The organism is Erythrobacter sp. LQ02-29 (genome assembly GCF_022576075.2).
Lineage (GTDB): Bacteria > Pseudomonadota > Alphaproteobacteria > Sphingomonadales > Sphingomonadaceae > Alteriqipengyuania.
Map to the genome: position 1 here is coordinate 412649 of NZ_JANCNT010000001.1, position 14667 is coordinate 427315.

General features: G+C 65.7%; 11 protein-coding genes and 1 pseudogene. 7 read left to right on the forward strand and 5 right to left on the reverse strand.

The genetic code is table 11. From position 1 onward, the window contains the following. Window positions 1-67: 67 nt before the first annotated feature. A complete protein-coding gene (locus tag MKP08_RS01985; protein WP_241554667.1) occupies window positions 68-1810 on the reverse strand; it encodes a cation:proton antiporter in 1743 nt (580 codons plus the stop codon). An 81-nt stretch (window positions 1811-1891) separates the two neighbouring features. Further along, window positions 1892-3493: an alkaline phosphatase family protein gene (locus tag MKP08_RS01990; protein ID WP_241554668.1), complete on the reverse strand. Its 1602-nt coding sequence runs from the start codon at window positions 3491-3493 to the stop codon at window positions 1892-1894. 23 nt (window positions 3494-3516) lie between these two features. Here MKP08_RS01990 and MKP08_RS01995 point away from each other — a divergent pair, with 23 nt between their 5' ends. After that, the gene (locus MKP08_RS01995) at window positions 3517-4416 is read left to right on the forward strand and encodes a GNAT family N-acetyltransferase (RefSeq protein ID WP_241554669.1); all 900 of its coding nucleotides are present in this window, start codon (window positions 3517-3519) and stop codon (window positions 4414-4416) included. On the opposite strand, the pseudogene MKP08_RS14385 reads toward MKP08_RS01995, so the two are convergent. Next, window positions 4386-4511, reverse strand: a pseudogene (locus MKP08_RS14385) (PEPxxWA-CTERM sorting domain-containing protein); the annotation flags it as partial. The gene MKP08_RS01995 and the pseudogene MKP08_RS14385 sit on opposite strands and share 31 nt — an antisense overlap. Before the next feature lie 418 nt (window positions 4512-4929). Then, window positions 4930-5460 carry a PEPxxWA-CTERM sorting domain-containing protein gene (locus tag MKP08_RS02005; RefSeq protein WP_241554671.1) on the reverse strand — a complete coding sequence of 177 codons (531 nt, stop codon included), beginning with the start codon at window positions 5458-5460 and terminating at the stop codon, window positions 4930-4932. Between the two features lie 310 nt (window positions 5461-5770). On the opposite strand from MKP08_RS02005, the gene MKP08_RS02010 reads away from it, so the two are divergent. The 5 genes from MKP08_RS02010 (at window position 5771) to MKP08_RS02030 (ending at window position 11163) form a co-directional block, all read left to right on the forward strand. After that, window positions 5771-7180 (forward strand): MATE family efflux transporter, encoded by a 1410-nt coding sequence (locus tag MKP08_RS02010; protein WP_241554672.1) that lies wholly within the window; start codon window positions 5771-5773, stop codon window positions 7178-7180. 138 nt (window positions 7181-7318) lie between these two features. After that, window positions 7319-7606 carry a co-chaperone GroES gene (gene groES / locus MKP08_RS02015; RefSeq protein WP_215227287.1) on the forward strand — a complete coding sequence of 96 codons (288 nt, stop codon included), beginning with the start codon at window positions 7319-7321 and terminating at the stop codon, window positions 7604-7606. A 56-nt stretch (window positions 7607-7662) separates the two neighbouring features. Further along, window positions 7663-9315, forward strand: coding sequence for a chaperonin GroEL (gene groL / locus MKP08_RS02020; RefSeq protein WP_215227286.1), 1653 nt, complete (start codon window positions 7663-7665; stop codon window positions 9313-9315). 164 nt (window positions 9316-9479) lie between these two features. Beyond that, on the forward strand, window positions 9480-9887 hold the full coding sequence (locus MKP08_RS02025; protein ID WP_241554673.1) for a host attachment protein: 408 nt from the start codon (window positions 9480-9482) through the stop codon (window positions 9885-9887). Between the two features lie 262 nt (window positions 9888-10149). Then, entirely contained in the window at window positions 10150-11163 is a 1014-nt protein-coding gene (locus MKP08_RS02030; RefSeq protein WP_241554674.1) for a serine hydrolase, read from the forward strand. Between the two features lie 131 nt (window positions 11164-11294). Here the strand turns inward: MKP08_RS02030 and MKP08_RS02035 are convergent, their stop codons facing one another. Beyond that, the gene (locus tag MKP08_RS02035) at window positions 11295-11567 is read right to left on the reverse strand and encodes a hypothetical protein (RefSeq protein WP_215227283.1); all 273 of its coding nucleotides are present in this window, start codon (window positions 11565-11567) and stop codon (window positions 11295-11297) included. Window positions 11568-11776: 209 nt separating this feature from the next. On the opposite strand from MKP08_RS02035, the gene polA reads away from it, so the two are divergent. After that, on the forward strand, window positions 11777-14656 hold the full coding sequence (gene polA / locus MKP08_RS02040; protein ID WP_241554675.1) for a DNA polymerase I: 2880 nt from the start codon (window positions 11777-11779) through the stop codon (window positions 14654-14656). Window positions 14657-14667: the final 11 nt, after the last annotated feature.

Consider the following 14667-nt stretch of genomic DNA (forward strand, 5'->3'; position numbering starts at 1 on the left):
GTTCGCGGCCGCTTGCTATTTTTCAAAACACCCGCTTCGGTGTTCCACCAGCAGCGTCACTGGGCCGTCATTCCGGGGCCATCACCCGCAGGGTCCGCTCGTTGCCCGCATGCATGTCGCCCGCCTCGATCTGGGCCGTCAACCGAGCGGCGTCGTTCTCGCGGAAGGTCTCGACCAACCGGTCGATCTGCTCCCCGCCCAGGCCCAGGCAGTCGAGCGCGGCGCGGCCCATGGCGATGGAGCCCTCGCGCACCTCGCGCTCCACATGCGCCACCTCTACCGGGGCGAGGCGGATCAGCGTGCGGCGGTCGAAGGCGCGCACCATGATCGCCGCGTCCGGAAACGCCTCCTTCACCGAGGCGAGGAAATCGGGCTGCAACTGGTCGCCGTCGATGCAGAAGCAGATCAGCGCCGCTTCGTCGGCACCCGCTTGGCGCAGCAGGTCCATGCGCAGGCCGTCGCCGAAGAACACCCGGTGGCCGAACTCTTCCGCGACGTCGATCTGGTCCACCTGCCGGTCGATTAGGGAGACCCGGATGCCGCCCAGCAGCAGCATCTGCGCCACCGTCTGCCCGAACCGGCCGAAACCGATCACGAGCGCCCGCGCGCCGTCCGCGCTCGGCCCCTCACGCGTGCGCTCGTCCGCCCCAGCCCGGCGCAGCGGCGCGGTGACCATCATCAGGAACGGCGTGGTCGCCATCGACAGGGTCACGATCGCGCCGAACAGGCTGGCGGTGTCGGCATCGATCACCCCGCCCGTGCGCGCCTGCGTAAACAGGACGAAGGCGAACTCGCCGCCCTGGCTCAGCAGCAGACCCAGCGCCAGCGCGCTGCGCCAGCTCATCTTCAAGACCAGCCCGATCGCGGTGATGATCGCGGTCTTGGTTGTCACCAGCGCCACCGCCATGGCGACCACGAACAGCGGCTCGCGCCCGATCGCGGCAAGGTTGAGCATCATGCCGATGGAAAGGAAGAACAGGCCGAGCAGGATCGACCGGAACGGCTCGATATCCGCCTCCAGCTCGTGCCGGTAGGGCGTGCTCGCCAGCATGACCCCGGCGACGAAGGCCCCGAGCGCGGCGGAAAGGCCCAGCGCCTCCATGATGGCGGCGGCGGCGACCACGGTGAAGAGGCCCGCGACCACGAACATCTCGCGCTCGCCCAGCCGCCCGATCAGGCGGAACAGCGGGCGCAGCAGGTATCGCCCGGCCAGGATCAGCACCGCGATGGCGACCACGCTTTCCACCGCCAGCAGCCAGCCCGGCGGTCCGGTCTCCGCCCCCTGCGCCCCCAGCGCGGCGACGATGGTGATGAGCGGAATGATCGACAGGTCCTGAAACAGCAGGATGGCAAAGGCGCGCTCGCCGAACGGGGTCCGCAGCCGCCCCGCGCTTTGCAGCATGGGCAGCACCTGCGCGGTGGAGGAGAGGCCCAGCGGCAGGCCCAGCGCGATCGCCGACGTCAGCGGGTAGGCCGCCGCGAGCCAGATCACCGCGACCAGCGCCACGCCGCACAAGGCCACCTGTGCGAGGCCGAGGCCGAAGATCGCCTCCTTCATGCGCCACAACCGCTTAGGCTCCAGCTCCAGACCCACGATGAAGAGGAGGAGGACGATGCCGAGCTCAGCAAAGCCGATCATGTCTTCGCCGTCACCCGCCAGGCCCAGCATCTGCGGGCCGACCACCGCCCCAGCGACGAGATAGCCCAGCGTCGCGCCCAGCCCCAGCTTGCGGAATAGGAGCACGAAGACCAGCGCTGCCGCCAGCAGCACCAGCCCGCTCGCCAGCATCGATTGTTCGCCGTGTTCCATGCGTGCTCTTTCGCCGCTACCCCGCGCCCCGCGGTTTGGCCTTCCTAGCGCGACCCCGTGACGAGGCAAGCGCGCCCGCGTCTAGCGAGCTATCGGCTTCGCCATGCGCGCCTGTGCCAGCTGGGTCCAGGCGGCGCGGGCCTGCGGATGGTCCGGCATGATTGCGAGCAGGCGCGCGAGCAGGGTTTCCGCCTCGTCCGCATCGGGCAGTTCCGTGGCCAGCAGGGCCTGCAGTGCGGCGGCATTGTAAGGCGCTTCGTCGAGCACGGCGCGGAACAGCCCAGCCGCGCGTTCGCCCTGACCCAGCATCAGCCGCGCGAGACCCACGCGCAGGCGATCGTCGGGAGAGGGGCTTCGCCTCGCCCGGTCGAGATGGGGTTCCGCGCGGCGCGCATCGCCCCTGGCCGCGTAATAGGCCCCTTTGATCAGGTCGGCCCAGACATGGTCGGGTGCCTGTCGGGCGATGCGTGCCGCCAGCTCCGGCAATTCAGCCACGCCCTCTTCCAAGGCGACGAGGGCGGAGGCGAGGATGCCGCAGGCGAGGATGTTGTCCGGCTCTTCCGCCAAGATGGCGCGCGCCAGCTCCGCCGCCCGCGCCGGGTCGCGCGCCAGCGCCAGCTCCGCTTCGGCAAGGCGGTAGCGCATATGCCACGCACGCACCTGGGACTGATGCAGCGGGGCCAGCGCGAGCAGATCGTCGAGGCTGCGGCTGGTGATGGGGGCAGCCGCGCTCTCGTCGGCCCCGGACGAACCGCCGCGCGATGCGTCGAGACCGAACTCGGCAAGGACCAAATCCGGAACCCCCAGCGTGGAAAGACCTGCCGCCCGCGTTCCCTGGGGAAAGCGCTCTCCACGCGCGATCAGGAAACCGGCCGATCGCGCTCCGGGCGACAGCACCATCACGGTGCAGTCGTCCGGCACCAGGCGCAGAATCTGGTCCAGCGTCTGGTCGAACAGCAACCACGCCGCGGGCGGGAGATCGGCGGGGCTGTCGACGCCCAGCGCGGCGCATGCCGCCTCGAACCAGTCCTGGTACAGGAAGATCGCTTCGGCCCCCGCCGTATCCAGCAGTTCGGTCGCGACCGGATGGAGGGACGCCAGTCGCGCGATCGCGAGCGCCACCTTGCCCGCGCCCGCCGACCGTTGCTCGGGATCGCGGCCCACTTCCGCCAGCATCGGCGCGAGGAGCTGGCGAGGCAGCTCCGCCGGGTGGACGCGCAATTCGCGCAGCGTCTGGCGAAACGAATCCGGCGCGATGTCCAGCGGCAGGGGCCAGTCGTCGCGTCCCAGCCCTTCCGCCTCGCCGAAGCGCGGGTCGATATGCGTCCCCGTCCATGCCGCACCCGGCAGCGTGCCGGGCCAACCGAGGCTGGCGGTCTGCATACCCGCATCGGACAGCCGCTCCCATACAGGCGCGATCCGCCAAGAAGCCTTGCCAGCCGGCCTGAGCCCGGAGGGACCGGGTTCTTCGGTCAGGAGCAGGCCGTGTTCGTCCGGCATGACGCCGCTCGACAGCGTGGCCCACGCGGCGATCGAGAGCGGCGGGACGGGCGATACCAGCGGTCGCACCTGCGCCCGCCCGGCCAGCCGGGCCAGGGTGGGCAACGCCCCGCGCCGCATCGCCGCGTCGAGCGTATCGAGATCGAGCCCGGCGAGGCCCAGAACGAGGAGTTTTGCGCTCATGACAACCGTGATAGCAGGCGGCAATGAACGATGTCTCGATCGAACGCGCGGGCGATGCTCAGATGCCGGAGATCCTGCCCCTGCTGGCACCGCTTGCCGGAACGCAGATCGTCGCATTCGTCGCGCGCGACGGAAATGGCGCGGTGCTGGGTGCTGGCGGCATCGGCTGGCAGAGCTGGGGCGACCCGCCCGGCTTCCCGGCGTGGATTCATGTCATGCCCGATCATCGCCGGGCGGGCGTGGGCCGCGCGCTGGCGCGTGCGCTGATCGAGCGGACGCAGGGGGAGGCACCGGCGCTGTGGGCGATCCGCCCGCTGGTTGAGGGGGAGCCCGCCCCCGCCTTCGCGAAAGCCATGGGGATGGAGCCCCGGTATCGCCAGTTGCGCTTCCGAGGCGATGCGCAGAGGCTGTACGCGCATCTCGTCTCGATTCTCGATCGCCTCCGCCGTCACGACCGCATTCCCGACGGAGCGACATGCGTCCGGCTGGACGGAAACAATGCGGCGGCGGTCGCGGCGCTGGTGCGGCGCGAGGTGCGCGGCGCGTCCCCCGCGATCGGCGGATGGATTGCGCAAGCGCTGAAGGACCCCACGCGGCGCTCGGCGATCGATCTCGACCGCAGCCGCGTACTCGAAATCAACGGTGTGGTCGCGGGCGCGGTGCTCACCCGGCGTCTTGCCGACGGGGACAATAGCGAGATCATCTGTACCGTCGTGTCACCCGAAGTGCGAGGTGGCTGGGCGAATGTCCTGGTGCTGACCGAAACCACCCGCACCGGCGCGGAATCGACCTGCGACTGGTACCTGTTCGATTGCGCGCACGACAACCGCGACACGCTCGGCCTGGCCCGCAGGACGGGGGCCGAGCATCTCGGGACGGAGGAGAATTACTATTACGCGATCGTGGGGCGCGGCGCGGCCTGACGGCGACGGCGCATCGCCGCACCCGCGGCCCCCAGGCCCAGGATCATCAGCGCCCAGGTCGCCGGCTCCGGCACGCCGCCGCCCGCGTTCAGCGCCTCGTAGCTGATCTGGGTGACCTTCCTGCCTGTCGAATCTACCGTGGCAGTACCCGAATAACGAGAATTGCCGATATCGAAGAGGAGCGAGTAGTCCTGATTGCCTTCGGTATCGACGCCGTTCGCGGTAGCCGGTTGCCCTGGCGCGCCTATTCTAGCCGTACCGTTTGCCCTCAGATAGGGCTTGGTGTCGACGAGATAGAAATCATCGAAGTAAATGTCTCGCAGCCCGAACGTGTACTGTGGAGAGGAGGCAGCCCCGATCGTTATCGGAGTTCCATCATAGTCCGCGTCGTAATCCACGTCGATGGTGGTCGTGGCATGGGCCTGGCCCGCCATGCCCGCGAATGCGAACAAGGCGGCCGGTTTGGCGATCGTCGAAGCTTTCATGAAACGGTTTCCCCTCAATCCAATGTCGTTACGCGATCGCGGGGCGCGGAGCGGCCTGATTGCGGCGGCGCATCGCAGCGCCGGCGGCACCCATGCCCAGGATCATCAGCGCCCAGGTCGCAGGTTCCGGCACGCCGCCTGCACCCAGCGCCTCGTAGCTGATCTGCGTTAGATGGTAACCACTCGGATCGACTGTAGCGGTTCCCGAATAACGCGTGTTGCCAATATCGAAGAGAAGCGAGTAATCGCCTCCCGTGGGCGGTCCCGAGAAGTTACTCTGTGTATTAACACCGGTTTGGGTAGCAGGCTGTCCGGGTTCGCCAATCCTCGCTGTCCCGTTCGCATTGAGGTAAGTTTTCCGAAAGACGTTTTCGCCGTCAAATGAGAATTCGTTCAGAGTGAAAGTATATTGCGGACTGGACGCGCCTCCGATCGTTATGGGCGTTCCGTCAACGGTCGGTTCGTAATCGACGTCGATCGTGGTGGCGGCGTTTGCCGACCCCGCCATACCGACCAAGGCAAACAGAGACGCAGGTGCGGCCACAAAAGTACGCTTCATTTCGTTTCCCCTCATTCGCCCGATACCGCCATTCAGCGAGGTCGGGAAAAGCCGTCCCAGCGCGGCAGTATAGTTAAATGACGTTTAACCAATAGACGAGTTTGCGACAGCTGGATACGTTTTTTTGGGGGTCCGCCAAGAATTGTTCCAAAACAATACATCGAACCGGACGGGCCCAAGAAGCGAGGCAATTCGCCTCGCGAGAAACGCCGGTTTGAGGGTTCTCAACGTCGCCAGCGCGTCCTACCGGCCCGCAGCGACGCGCCTTCCTTAGCGGGAACGGACTGCCCAGCCGGTATCGGATCGACCAATGCGACCTTCTTCATCCGTCGTGGAGACGCCTTCATGGCGCGGCGAGCTCGCTGCGACGCTGCGCCTCGGCTGGCCACTGGCGGCGGCGAACCTGCTGCAGATGCTGACCTATGCGGTCGACGTGATCTTCATCGGTCGGTTGGGCGAAGCGCCGCTGGCCGCATCGGCGATCGTGGTGGCACTGTTCGGCCTGGTGCTGTGGGCGCTGTCAGGCCTGACCGGCGCGGTCGCGCCGCTGATTGCGGAGGCGCTGGGCGCGCGCGCGCCGGCGCTGCGCATCGTGCGCCGGGCGACCCGCATGGCGCTGTGGCTGGCTGTCATCACCGGTGCGCTGGGGATGGCCGCATGCCTGGCACTGCCCACCCTGATGCGCGCGACGGGGCAGGAGCCCGCGATCATCGCGCTGGCGAACGAGTACAACCGCGTGCTGATCTGGTCGATGATCCCGATGCTGATCGTCAACGTGCTCAGGACATTCGTCTCCGCCCTGGGCCGACCGCTATTCGCGACCGTCATCACCGCGGGCGGGATCGGGGTGAACGCGCTGGCAAATTACGCCTTCATCTTCGGAAACTGGGGCGCCCCGACACTGGGGCTGGCGGGAGCGGCGGTGGCAACCATCACGACCGGTATCGTGACCGCACTTGCCTACATCGTCGCCATCCGTCTGGATCCCCGGCTGCATGTCTATCACATTTTCGGCAATGTCTGGCGGCCCGACTGGCAGCGGTTGCGCCAGATCGTGGTCATCGGGACGCCCATCGGGTTGACGATCACGGCGGAGGCGGGGATCTTCGGCGCCGCCGCGTTCCTCATGGGCCGGATCGGCGCGACCGAGCTCGCCGCGCATACCATTGCCCTGCAGATCGCAGCTCTTGCCTTCCAGGTGCCGTTCGGGATCGGCCAGGCGGCGACCATTCGCGTCGGCTATCATTACGGGGCGCGCGATCCGGTCGGGATCCGGCGCGCCGGGTGGAGCGGGATCGCGCTGGGAGCGGGCTTCATGGTGGCGACCGCGCTGGCGATGCTGCTGGCGCCCGTGCCGCTGCTGGCGATCTATATCGACCCCTTCGCAGCGGCGAATGCGGGCCTTGTGGTCTTTGCGCTGCGATTCCTCAAGGTCGCGGCCGCGTTTCAGCTCGTCGACGGTATCCAGGCGGTCGCCGCCGGGGCGCTGCGCGGCCTGCAGGACACGCGCGTACCGATGGCGATTGCCGCCTTCGCCTATTGGGTTCCGGGGTTCGGCACGGCGCTGTTCCTCGGCTTTTACACGCCATTGCGTGGTACGGGCGTGTGGATCGGATTGGCGACCGGCCTGGGCGTCGCGGCCGCATTGTTGCTATGGCGCTGGGCGCGACGCCGGGACCTTGGACTGACCGCGACGGACGCGCCCGCCGACCCGGCGTAGAGGAGGCACGACCGGCCCCTAATTTCTTGATGAACACAGCTTGACGACCATGTGGGTCGCACACATATGCGCCCTGCTGGCACTCTCCACCGGTGAGTGCCAACGGATATTCATCAACGTAATCTGAGAGGTCACAACATGGCATTTCGTCCGCTGCACGACCGCGTACTGGTCCGTCGCATCGAAGCCGAGGAAAAGACCGCCGGCGGGATCATCATTCCCGACAGCGCCAAGGAAAAGCCGAGCGAGGGAGAAATCGTCGCCGTCGGTTCGGGCGCCAAGGCCGAAGACGGCAAGGTCACTCCGCTCGACGTCAAGGAAGGCGACCGCATCCTGTTCGGCAAGTGGTCCGGCACCGAGGTGAAGCTCGACGGCGAAGACCTGCTGATCATGAAGGAAAGCGACATCATGGGGATCATCGGCTGAGCCGATCTCTCCGTCTGTACTTCCTCAACTAAACTCAAATTCCAGGAGAAACGAAAATGGCAGCCAAGGACGTGAAATTTTCGCGCGACGCGCGCGAACGCATCCTGAAGGGCGTGGATACGCTCGCCAATGCGGTAAAAGTGACACTGGGGCCGAAGGGCCGCAACGTCGTGATCGACAAGAGCTTCGGCGCGCCGCGCATCACCAAGGACGGCGTTTCCGTCGCCAAGGAAATCGAGCTCAAGGACAAGTTCGAGAACATGGGCGCGCAGATGCTGCGCGAAGTCGCCAGCAAGGCGAACGACAAGGCCGGTGACGGCACCACGACCGCGACCGTGCTGGCGCAGTCGATCGTCAAGGAAGGCATGAAGTCGGTTTCCGCCGGCATGAACCCGATGGACCTGAAGCGCGGCATCGACATCGCGGTGGGCAAGGTCGTCGAGGACCTCAAGGGCCGTTCCAAGGACGTCTCCGGCTCTTCCGAGATCGCCCAGGTCGGCGTGATCTCCGCGAACGGCGACAAGGAAGTCGGCGAGAAGATCGCGGAAGCGATGGACAAGGTCGGCAAGGAAGGCGTGATCACCGTCGACGAATCGAAGGGCCTCGAATTCGAGCTCGAGACCGTCGAAGGCATGCAGTTCGATCGCGGCTATCTCTCCCCCTACTTCATCACCAACCCGGAAAAGATGCAGGTGGAGCTCGATAACCCCTACATCCTGATCCACGAGAAGAAGCTGTCGAACCTGCAGTCGATGCTGCCGGTGCTCGAAGCGGCGGTGCAGAGCGGTCGTCCGCTTCTCATCATCGCCGAGGACATCGAAGGCGAAGCTCTGGCCACGCTGGTGGTCAACAAGCTGCGCGGCGGCCTGAAGGTCGCGGCGGTCAAGGCTCCCGGCTTCGGCGATCGTCGCAAGGCGATGCTGCAGGACATCGCGATCCTGACCAAGGGAGAGATGATCAGCGAGGATCTCGGCATCAAGCTCGAGAACGTCACGCTGGGCATGCTGGGCGAAGCCAAGCGCGTCACCATCGACAAGGACAACACCACCATCGTCGACGGTTCGGGCTCGGCCGAGGACATCCAGGCCCGGGTCGGTGAAATCCGCACCCAGATCGACAACACGTCGAGCGACTACGATCGCGAGAAGCTACAGGAACGGCTTGCGAAGCTGGCCGGCGGCGTTGCCGTGATCAAGGTCGGCGGTGCCACCGAAGTCGAGGTGAAGGAGCGCAAGGATCGCGTCGACGACGCGCTGCATGCGACCCGCGCCGCGGTGGAAGAAGGCATCGTCCCGGGCGGCGGCACCGCCCTGCTCTATGCCACGAAGGCGCTGAGCGGTCTCGAAGGCGAGAACGACGATCAGACCCGCGGCATCGACATCGTGCGTCGCGCGCTGCAGGCACCGCTTCGCCAGATCGCCGAGAACGCCGGTCACGACGGCGCGGTCGTCGCGGGCAAGCTGCTCGATGGCGAAGACCAATCGATGGGCTTCAACGCGCAGACCGACACTTACGAGGATCTGGTCAAGGCCGGCGTCGTCGACCCGACCAAGGTCGTGCGCACCGCGCTGCAGGATGCAGCCTCGGTCGCCGGCCTGCTCATCACCACCGAAGCGGCGGTGAGCGAGATCCCGGAAGAGAAGTCCGGCGGCGGCGGCATGCCCGATATGGGCGGCATGGGCGGAATGGGTGGAATGGGCGGCTTCTAAGCCGACCGTTCATCCGGCCTACCAGCCGACAGACAAGAAGGCCCGGCGGAGCGATCCGCCGGGCCTTTTTTCGCGTTCTTCCGCACATCCGAACCGCTCGCATGGACCCGCGGGGCGTTTCACCCGTTTCCACGACATACCATCCAACAAGAGAGGAGACCTCGATGAAACTACCGCAGAATGCCCATGTCGCACTGGTCGATGGCCAGCGTTTCGTGATGTTGCGCAACAGCGGCGCGATCTTCGAACCCAAGCTTACCGCGACCGATACGCCTGAAATCGAAGGCACGAACTTCAGCGCCGGGGTGCGACATCAGGATTCGGCCAGCCAGCGGACCGGTGAAACCGATCTGAACGAACTGGCCCATGGGGCAGCTGCGGCCGAATGGCTTAACGGGAAGGTGCTCGAGAACGAGATCAAGGATCTGCTCGTGATCGCCGACCCCAAGACGCTGGGCGAAATGCGCCGCCATTATCACAAGGAACTGAAAGCCCGTCTGGTCGGAGAGATCGACAAGGCGCTTACCAGCGAACCCCTTGCGAAGATCGAGCAGGCGATCGTCGCCGCCTGAGCCGATCGATGATTGATCGTGCCGCCGACGTCTGAAAAGGGCGGCAGATCGAACCCCATAAAGTTCGCATATTTCGGCGGCTCGCTCCCATCGGAGCGGGCCGTTCGATCGCCATGGTCGCACCTGTTCCGGCAGTTCGTCGCGTGTATGGAGTCGCCTGTCGCATTGCGGTTGGCCATCCGGTTAAGGAGGCAAAATGATGCGCCTACGGATCGCGGGGCCGTTAAGGCTCTGACAACCATGCAGGGGTTAGACGGGGATTATGGTTTCGAAATTCTTTTCGCTCGCGGTGGCCGGGATCGCCCTCGCTATCGGGACAGTACCCGCAGCAGCGCAGACCACCAATCTCGAGGCGTCGTTCGACAGCATGCTGGGAACCGAGGTTCGCGCTCCGCGCAGCTTCGAGGCCGTCTACGATACCGATTTCGCGCGTCGCATCGCTCAGCTGGCGAATGCGTCCGACGGGCGTATCGGGGTTGCCGCGGTCGATCTTTCCACGGGCGAGCAGATTTCCGTTCTGGGGGAGCAACGCTTCCCGATGGCGAGCACCAGCAAGATCGCCATTGCTTGCACTTTCCTGGAAGGTGTGGAGCAGGGCAAATGGACGCTCAACAGCGAATTTCCGATGCTCTATCCCGTCAGCTCGGGCAAATATTCCAGTGCCCGCGCTCCCGTGCGCGAGGGGAAGGCCATGCCCGCGATCGACCTGATCGAACAGATGATCACCCGGTCGAACAATTACGCGACCGATGGGCTGTTGCGCGCGGTTGGAGGGCCCGAAGCGGTCAACGCCTGGGTCCGCCGCAACGGGATCCGCGAGTTCAACCTGACGCGCGATATCGCCACGCTGGTACGCGACGACGGTGAATTCGATCCCGCCTACCAGATCGATGCCCGGGACAGCGCCACCCCGCTTGCCATGATCGATTTGTTGACAGGGTTGCAGCAGGGACGCTTCCTGTCCGACAAGAGCCGCAAGGTATTGCTCGGGGCGATGAGCCGCACGCGCACCGGTACGCGCCGCATTCCGAAGCTGATCCCGTCCTCGGCGCAGGTGCTGCACAAGACCGGCTCGCTCAACAATACGTCGAGTGATGTCGGGATCATCCGCATGCCCGACGGGCGCGCCTTCGCGCTGGCGATCTACGTCACCGGTCAGGGCTCGCGTTCGGCGCGGGAGGCGAAGATCGCCTCCATCGCCCGGGCGCTCTACGATGGCTACGCAGCCCGTTCTCCCGCAACGCACTATACCGCAGCGACTTACGGCGGGCATTGAAACCGGCCTCGGTTCCGCTCCGCGAACCCTGCCAAAGGCGTCAAAAGACAACCGGACATAAGAAAAGGGCGCGGCCATCGACCGCGCCCTTTCTTTTTGTCGTTCGCCATCCTGCGATGGCGGCAACCGAATTAGTCGGCCTGCGCTTCCGCGGTCGACTCGTCCTGCACGGTCGCCTCTGCAGCGGCACCGGCGTTGTCGGCGGCAGCGGCACCGGTTTCGACGGCTTCGCCGGCATCGGCAGCGGCGTTGTCGACGGCATCACCGGCGGCTTCCATGTTGGCGTTGGTGTCGGCAGCAGCCGAATCAGCGGTCGTTTCGGCGGCGTCCTGGGTCTTTTCCGAGCAGGCTGCGAGGCTGAGAGCGGCGCCGGCAACGGCGGCGGCGAGAACGATCTTACGCATAAAGGCAGTTCCTTGATTGTGAGAACCAAGCCTGGCCCGGGGGCCGAGGCGAAACCCCCTCTCACGGGTCGGCTTCGCAGTCACAAATAATGGCGAGAATGTGGCAGGGCAAGAACTATCTGCCCAATTTCGCCTTAATTATGCGAAGCCCCCAGCTACCCTTGTAAACAAGTGGCTGTCTTTGCCGCCCGCCGCTGCTAGCAGGACGCATGGCCGATAAACAGCATCTCTACCTGGTGGATGGCTCCGCCTATATCTTCCGCGCCTACCACCGCCTCCCCCCGCTTACGAACCCTCAGGGTACGCCGGTCGGGGCGGTCTATGGCTACACCACGATGCTGTGGAAGCTGGCCGACGATCTCGACAAGGCGGAAGGGCCGACACATCTGGCCGTGGTGCTGGACAAGTCGAGCCACTCCTTCCGCAACGAGCTGTACGACCAGTACAAGGCCAACCGCCCCGAACCGCCTGAGGATCTGGTCCCGCAATTCCCGCTGATCCGCGACGCCACCCGTGCCTTCAGCCTGCCGATGATCGAGGAACCGGACGTAGAGGCGGACGACATGATCGCGAGCTACGCCCGCGCCGCGACGCGCAAGGGGTGGGACGTCACCATCGTCAGCTCCGACAAGGATTTGATGCAGTTGATCGGCCAATGCGCCGACGACGAGCTGGAGGACGGCGTCAGCGAAGGCGGCTGCATCGACATGCTCGACACGATGAAGAACGCGCGCATCGGGCGCGACGAGGTGATCGAGAAATTCGGCGTCCCGCCCGAGCTGGTCGGCGACGTGCTGGCCCTGATGGGCGATAGCGTCGACAACATCCCCGGCATTTACGGCATCGGGCCGAAGACCGCATCGAAGCTGATCGCGGAGAACGGCTCGCTTACCGCGGCTCTCGATTCGGCTGCGGACATGAAGAAGTCCAAGCTGAAAGAGCGGTTGCTGGAAAACCGCGCCGATGCGGAACTGAGCCGTGTGCTGGTCACGCTGAAAGAGGATTGCGGCCTGCCGATCCTGCTGGAGGATATGGCGCTGAAATCGGTGCCGCCCGAGCCGCTCGCCGCGTTCCTCGAACAGCACGGGTTCACCAGCCTGCTGCGGCGGCTCGATGCGGGCAGCGGCAGCCCCGACCGGCCGACCCAGCTCAATCCGGCGAAGGCCGAAACGAAGGGCGCGAACGCCGCGCCCGGCGGCGATCGCCAGCCCCTGCCCGATTTTCCAGCGGTCGATCGCAGCGCTTATGAATGCGTCCAGACGCTCGACCGGCTGGAGGCTTGGGTCGCACGCGCCTTCGCCGCGCGCCTGGTCGCCGTCGATACCGAAACCAGCGCGCTCGATGCGATGCAGGCTGACCTGACCGGCGTCAGCCTGGCGCTCGGCCCCAATGATGCGTGCTACATCCCCTTCCTCCATTTTAACGTCGGCGGGGGCGGCGACGACATGTTCGCCGAGCGCCCCGAGCAGATCGCGCGCGAAACGGCGCTGGCGGTTCTCAAGCCGCTGCTGGAAAGCGACGCCGTCCTGAAGGTCGGCCAGAACATCAAATACGACCTCACGATCCTCGCCCGGCACGGCATCCACGTCGCGCCGATCGACGATACGATGATCATCAGCTTCGCATTGGACGCCGGGCGCAGCCTCGACGGGATCGGTGGAGGGCACGGGATGGACGAGCTGTCCGAGCGACATCTCGGCCATACCACGCTGACCTTCAAAGATATCTGCGGGACGGGCAAAAAGGCGATCCCCTTCGGCGAGGTGCCGCTGGACCGCGCGACCGAATACGCGGCCGAGGATGCGGACGTGACCTGGCGGCTCCACGCCAATCTCCATCCGCGCCTCGCGCTGGAGGGTGGCACGCGCGTGTACGAGCGGGTCGACCGGCCGCTGATCCCGGTGGTCGCGCAAATGGAACGACACGGGATCAAGGTCGACCGGGCACGTCTCGCCAAGCTCTCGGAGGAGTTCGCGGCGGAAACCGCGCGGCTGGAAGGCGAGATCCACGAGATCGCGGGGCAGGAATTCACGGTCGGCAGTCCCAAGCAACTGGGCGACATCCTGTTCGACAAGATGGGTTACAAGGGTGGGCGTAAGGGTAAGAGCGGCCAGTATTCGACCGACCAGGCGGTGCTGGAAAAGCTGTCAAACCAGGGCGCGCCGATCGCCAACAAGGTGCTGGAATGGCGCCAGCTGGCGAAGCTCAAATCGACCTATACAGACGCGCTGCAGCAGGCGATCGACCCCGATACCGGACGGGTCCATACGAGCTACAGTCTGGTGGGCGCGCAGACCGGGCGGCTGTCTTCGACCGACCCGAACTTGCAGAACATCCCGATCCGCACCCAGATCGGGCGACAGATTCGCGAGGCTTTCGTGGCCGAGGAGGGTAACGTCCTGCTGGCCGCCGACTATTCGCAGATCGAGCTGCGCCTTGCCGCGCACATGGCGAATGTCGATGCGCTGAAGGAGGCCTTTGCCCAGGGCGAGGACATCCACAACCGCACCGCGCGCGAAATGTACGGGGAGGTGATGCGCGATACCCGCGCGCAGGCGAAGACGATCAACTTCGCCATCCTTTACGGGATCAGCCGCTGGGGCCTCGCCGGGCGCCTGGGGGTCGAGCCGGACGAGGCGCAGGCGATGATCGATCGGTATTTCGAGCGCTTTCCGGGTATCCAGCGCTACATCGTGCAGACTCTGGAGACGGTGCGCGAGCGCGGCTATTCCGAAACGCTGTTCGGACGCAAGACGTGGTTCCCGCGCATCGGATCAAAGAACCAAGCGGAACGGCAGGGCAGCGAGCGCGCGGCGATCAATGCGCCGATCCAGGGGACCAGCGCCGACATTATCAAGCGGGCGATGGTGCGGATGGGCCCGGCGCTGTCCGATGCCGGACTGAAGGAAGTCCGCATGCTGCTCCAGGTGCATGACGAGCTGGTGTTCGAACTGCCCGAAGCCGATATCGCCGCGGCCAGCCCGATCATCGAACGGGTAATGGCCGAGGCCGCGCTGCCTTCCGTCGAGCTCAGCGTTCCGCTGGGTATCGAGATCGGCACCGGCTCCAGCTGGGATGCGGCACACTGATCGGCAAAACA

Bases quoted from the DNA above. Each gene is read 5' to 3' on its own strand.
- polA (WP_241554675.1), top strand. From the start codon at position 11,777: ATGGCCGATAAACAGCATCTCTACCTGGTGGATGGCTCCGCCTATATC.
- groES (WP_215227287.1), top strand. From the start codon at position 7,319: ATGGCATTTCGTCCGCTGCACGACCGCGTACTGGTCCGTCGCATCGAA.
- MKP08_RS02030 (WP_241554674.1), top strand. From the start codon at position 10,150: ATGGTTTCGAAATTCTTTTCGCTCGCGGTGGCCGGGATCGCCCTCGCT.
- MKP08_RS01990 (WP_241554668.1), bottom strand. From the start codon at position 3,493: ATGAGCGCAAAACTCCTCGTTCTGGGCCTCGCCGGGCTCGATCTCGAT.
- MKP08_RS02025 (WP_241554673.1), top strand. From the start codon at position 9,480: ATGAAACTACCGCAGAATGCCCATGTCGCACTGGTCGATGGCCAGCGT.
- MKP08_RS01985 (WP_241554667.1), bottom strand. From the start codon at position 1,810: ATGGAACACGGCGAACAATCGATGCTGGCGAGCGGGCTGGTGCTGCTG.
- MKP08_RS02010 (WP_241554672.1), top strand. From the start codon at position 5,771: ATGCGACCTTCTTCATCCGTCGTGGAGACGCCTTCATGGCGCGGCGAG.
- MKP08_RS02035 (WP_215227283.1), bottom strand. From the start codon at position 11,567: ATGCGTAAGATCGTTCTCGCCGCCGCCGTTGCCGGCGCCGCTCTCAGC.
- MKP08_RS01995 (WP_241554669.1), top strand. From the start codon at position 3,517: ATGAACGATGTCTCGATCGAACGCGCGGGCGATGCTCAGATGCCGGAG.
- groL (WP_215227286.1), top strand. From the start codon at position 7,663: ATGGCAGCCAAGGACGTGAAATTTTCGCGCGACGCGCGCGAACGCATC.
- MKP08_RS02005 (WP_241554671.1), bottom strand. From the start codon at position 5,460: ATGAAGCGTACTTTTGTGGCCGCACCTGCGTCTCTGTTTGCCTTGGTC.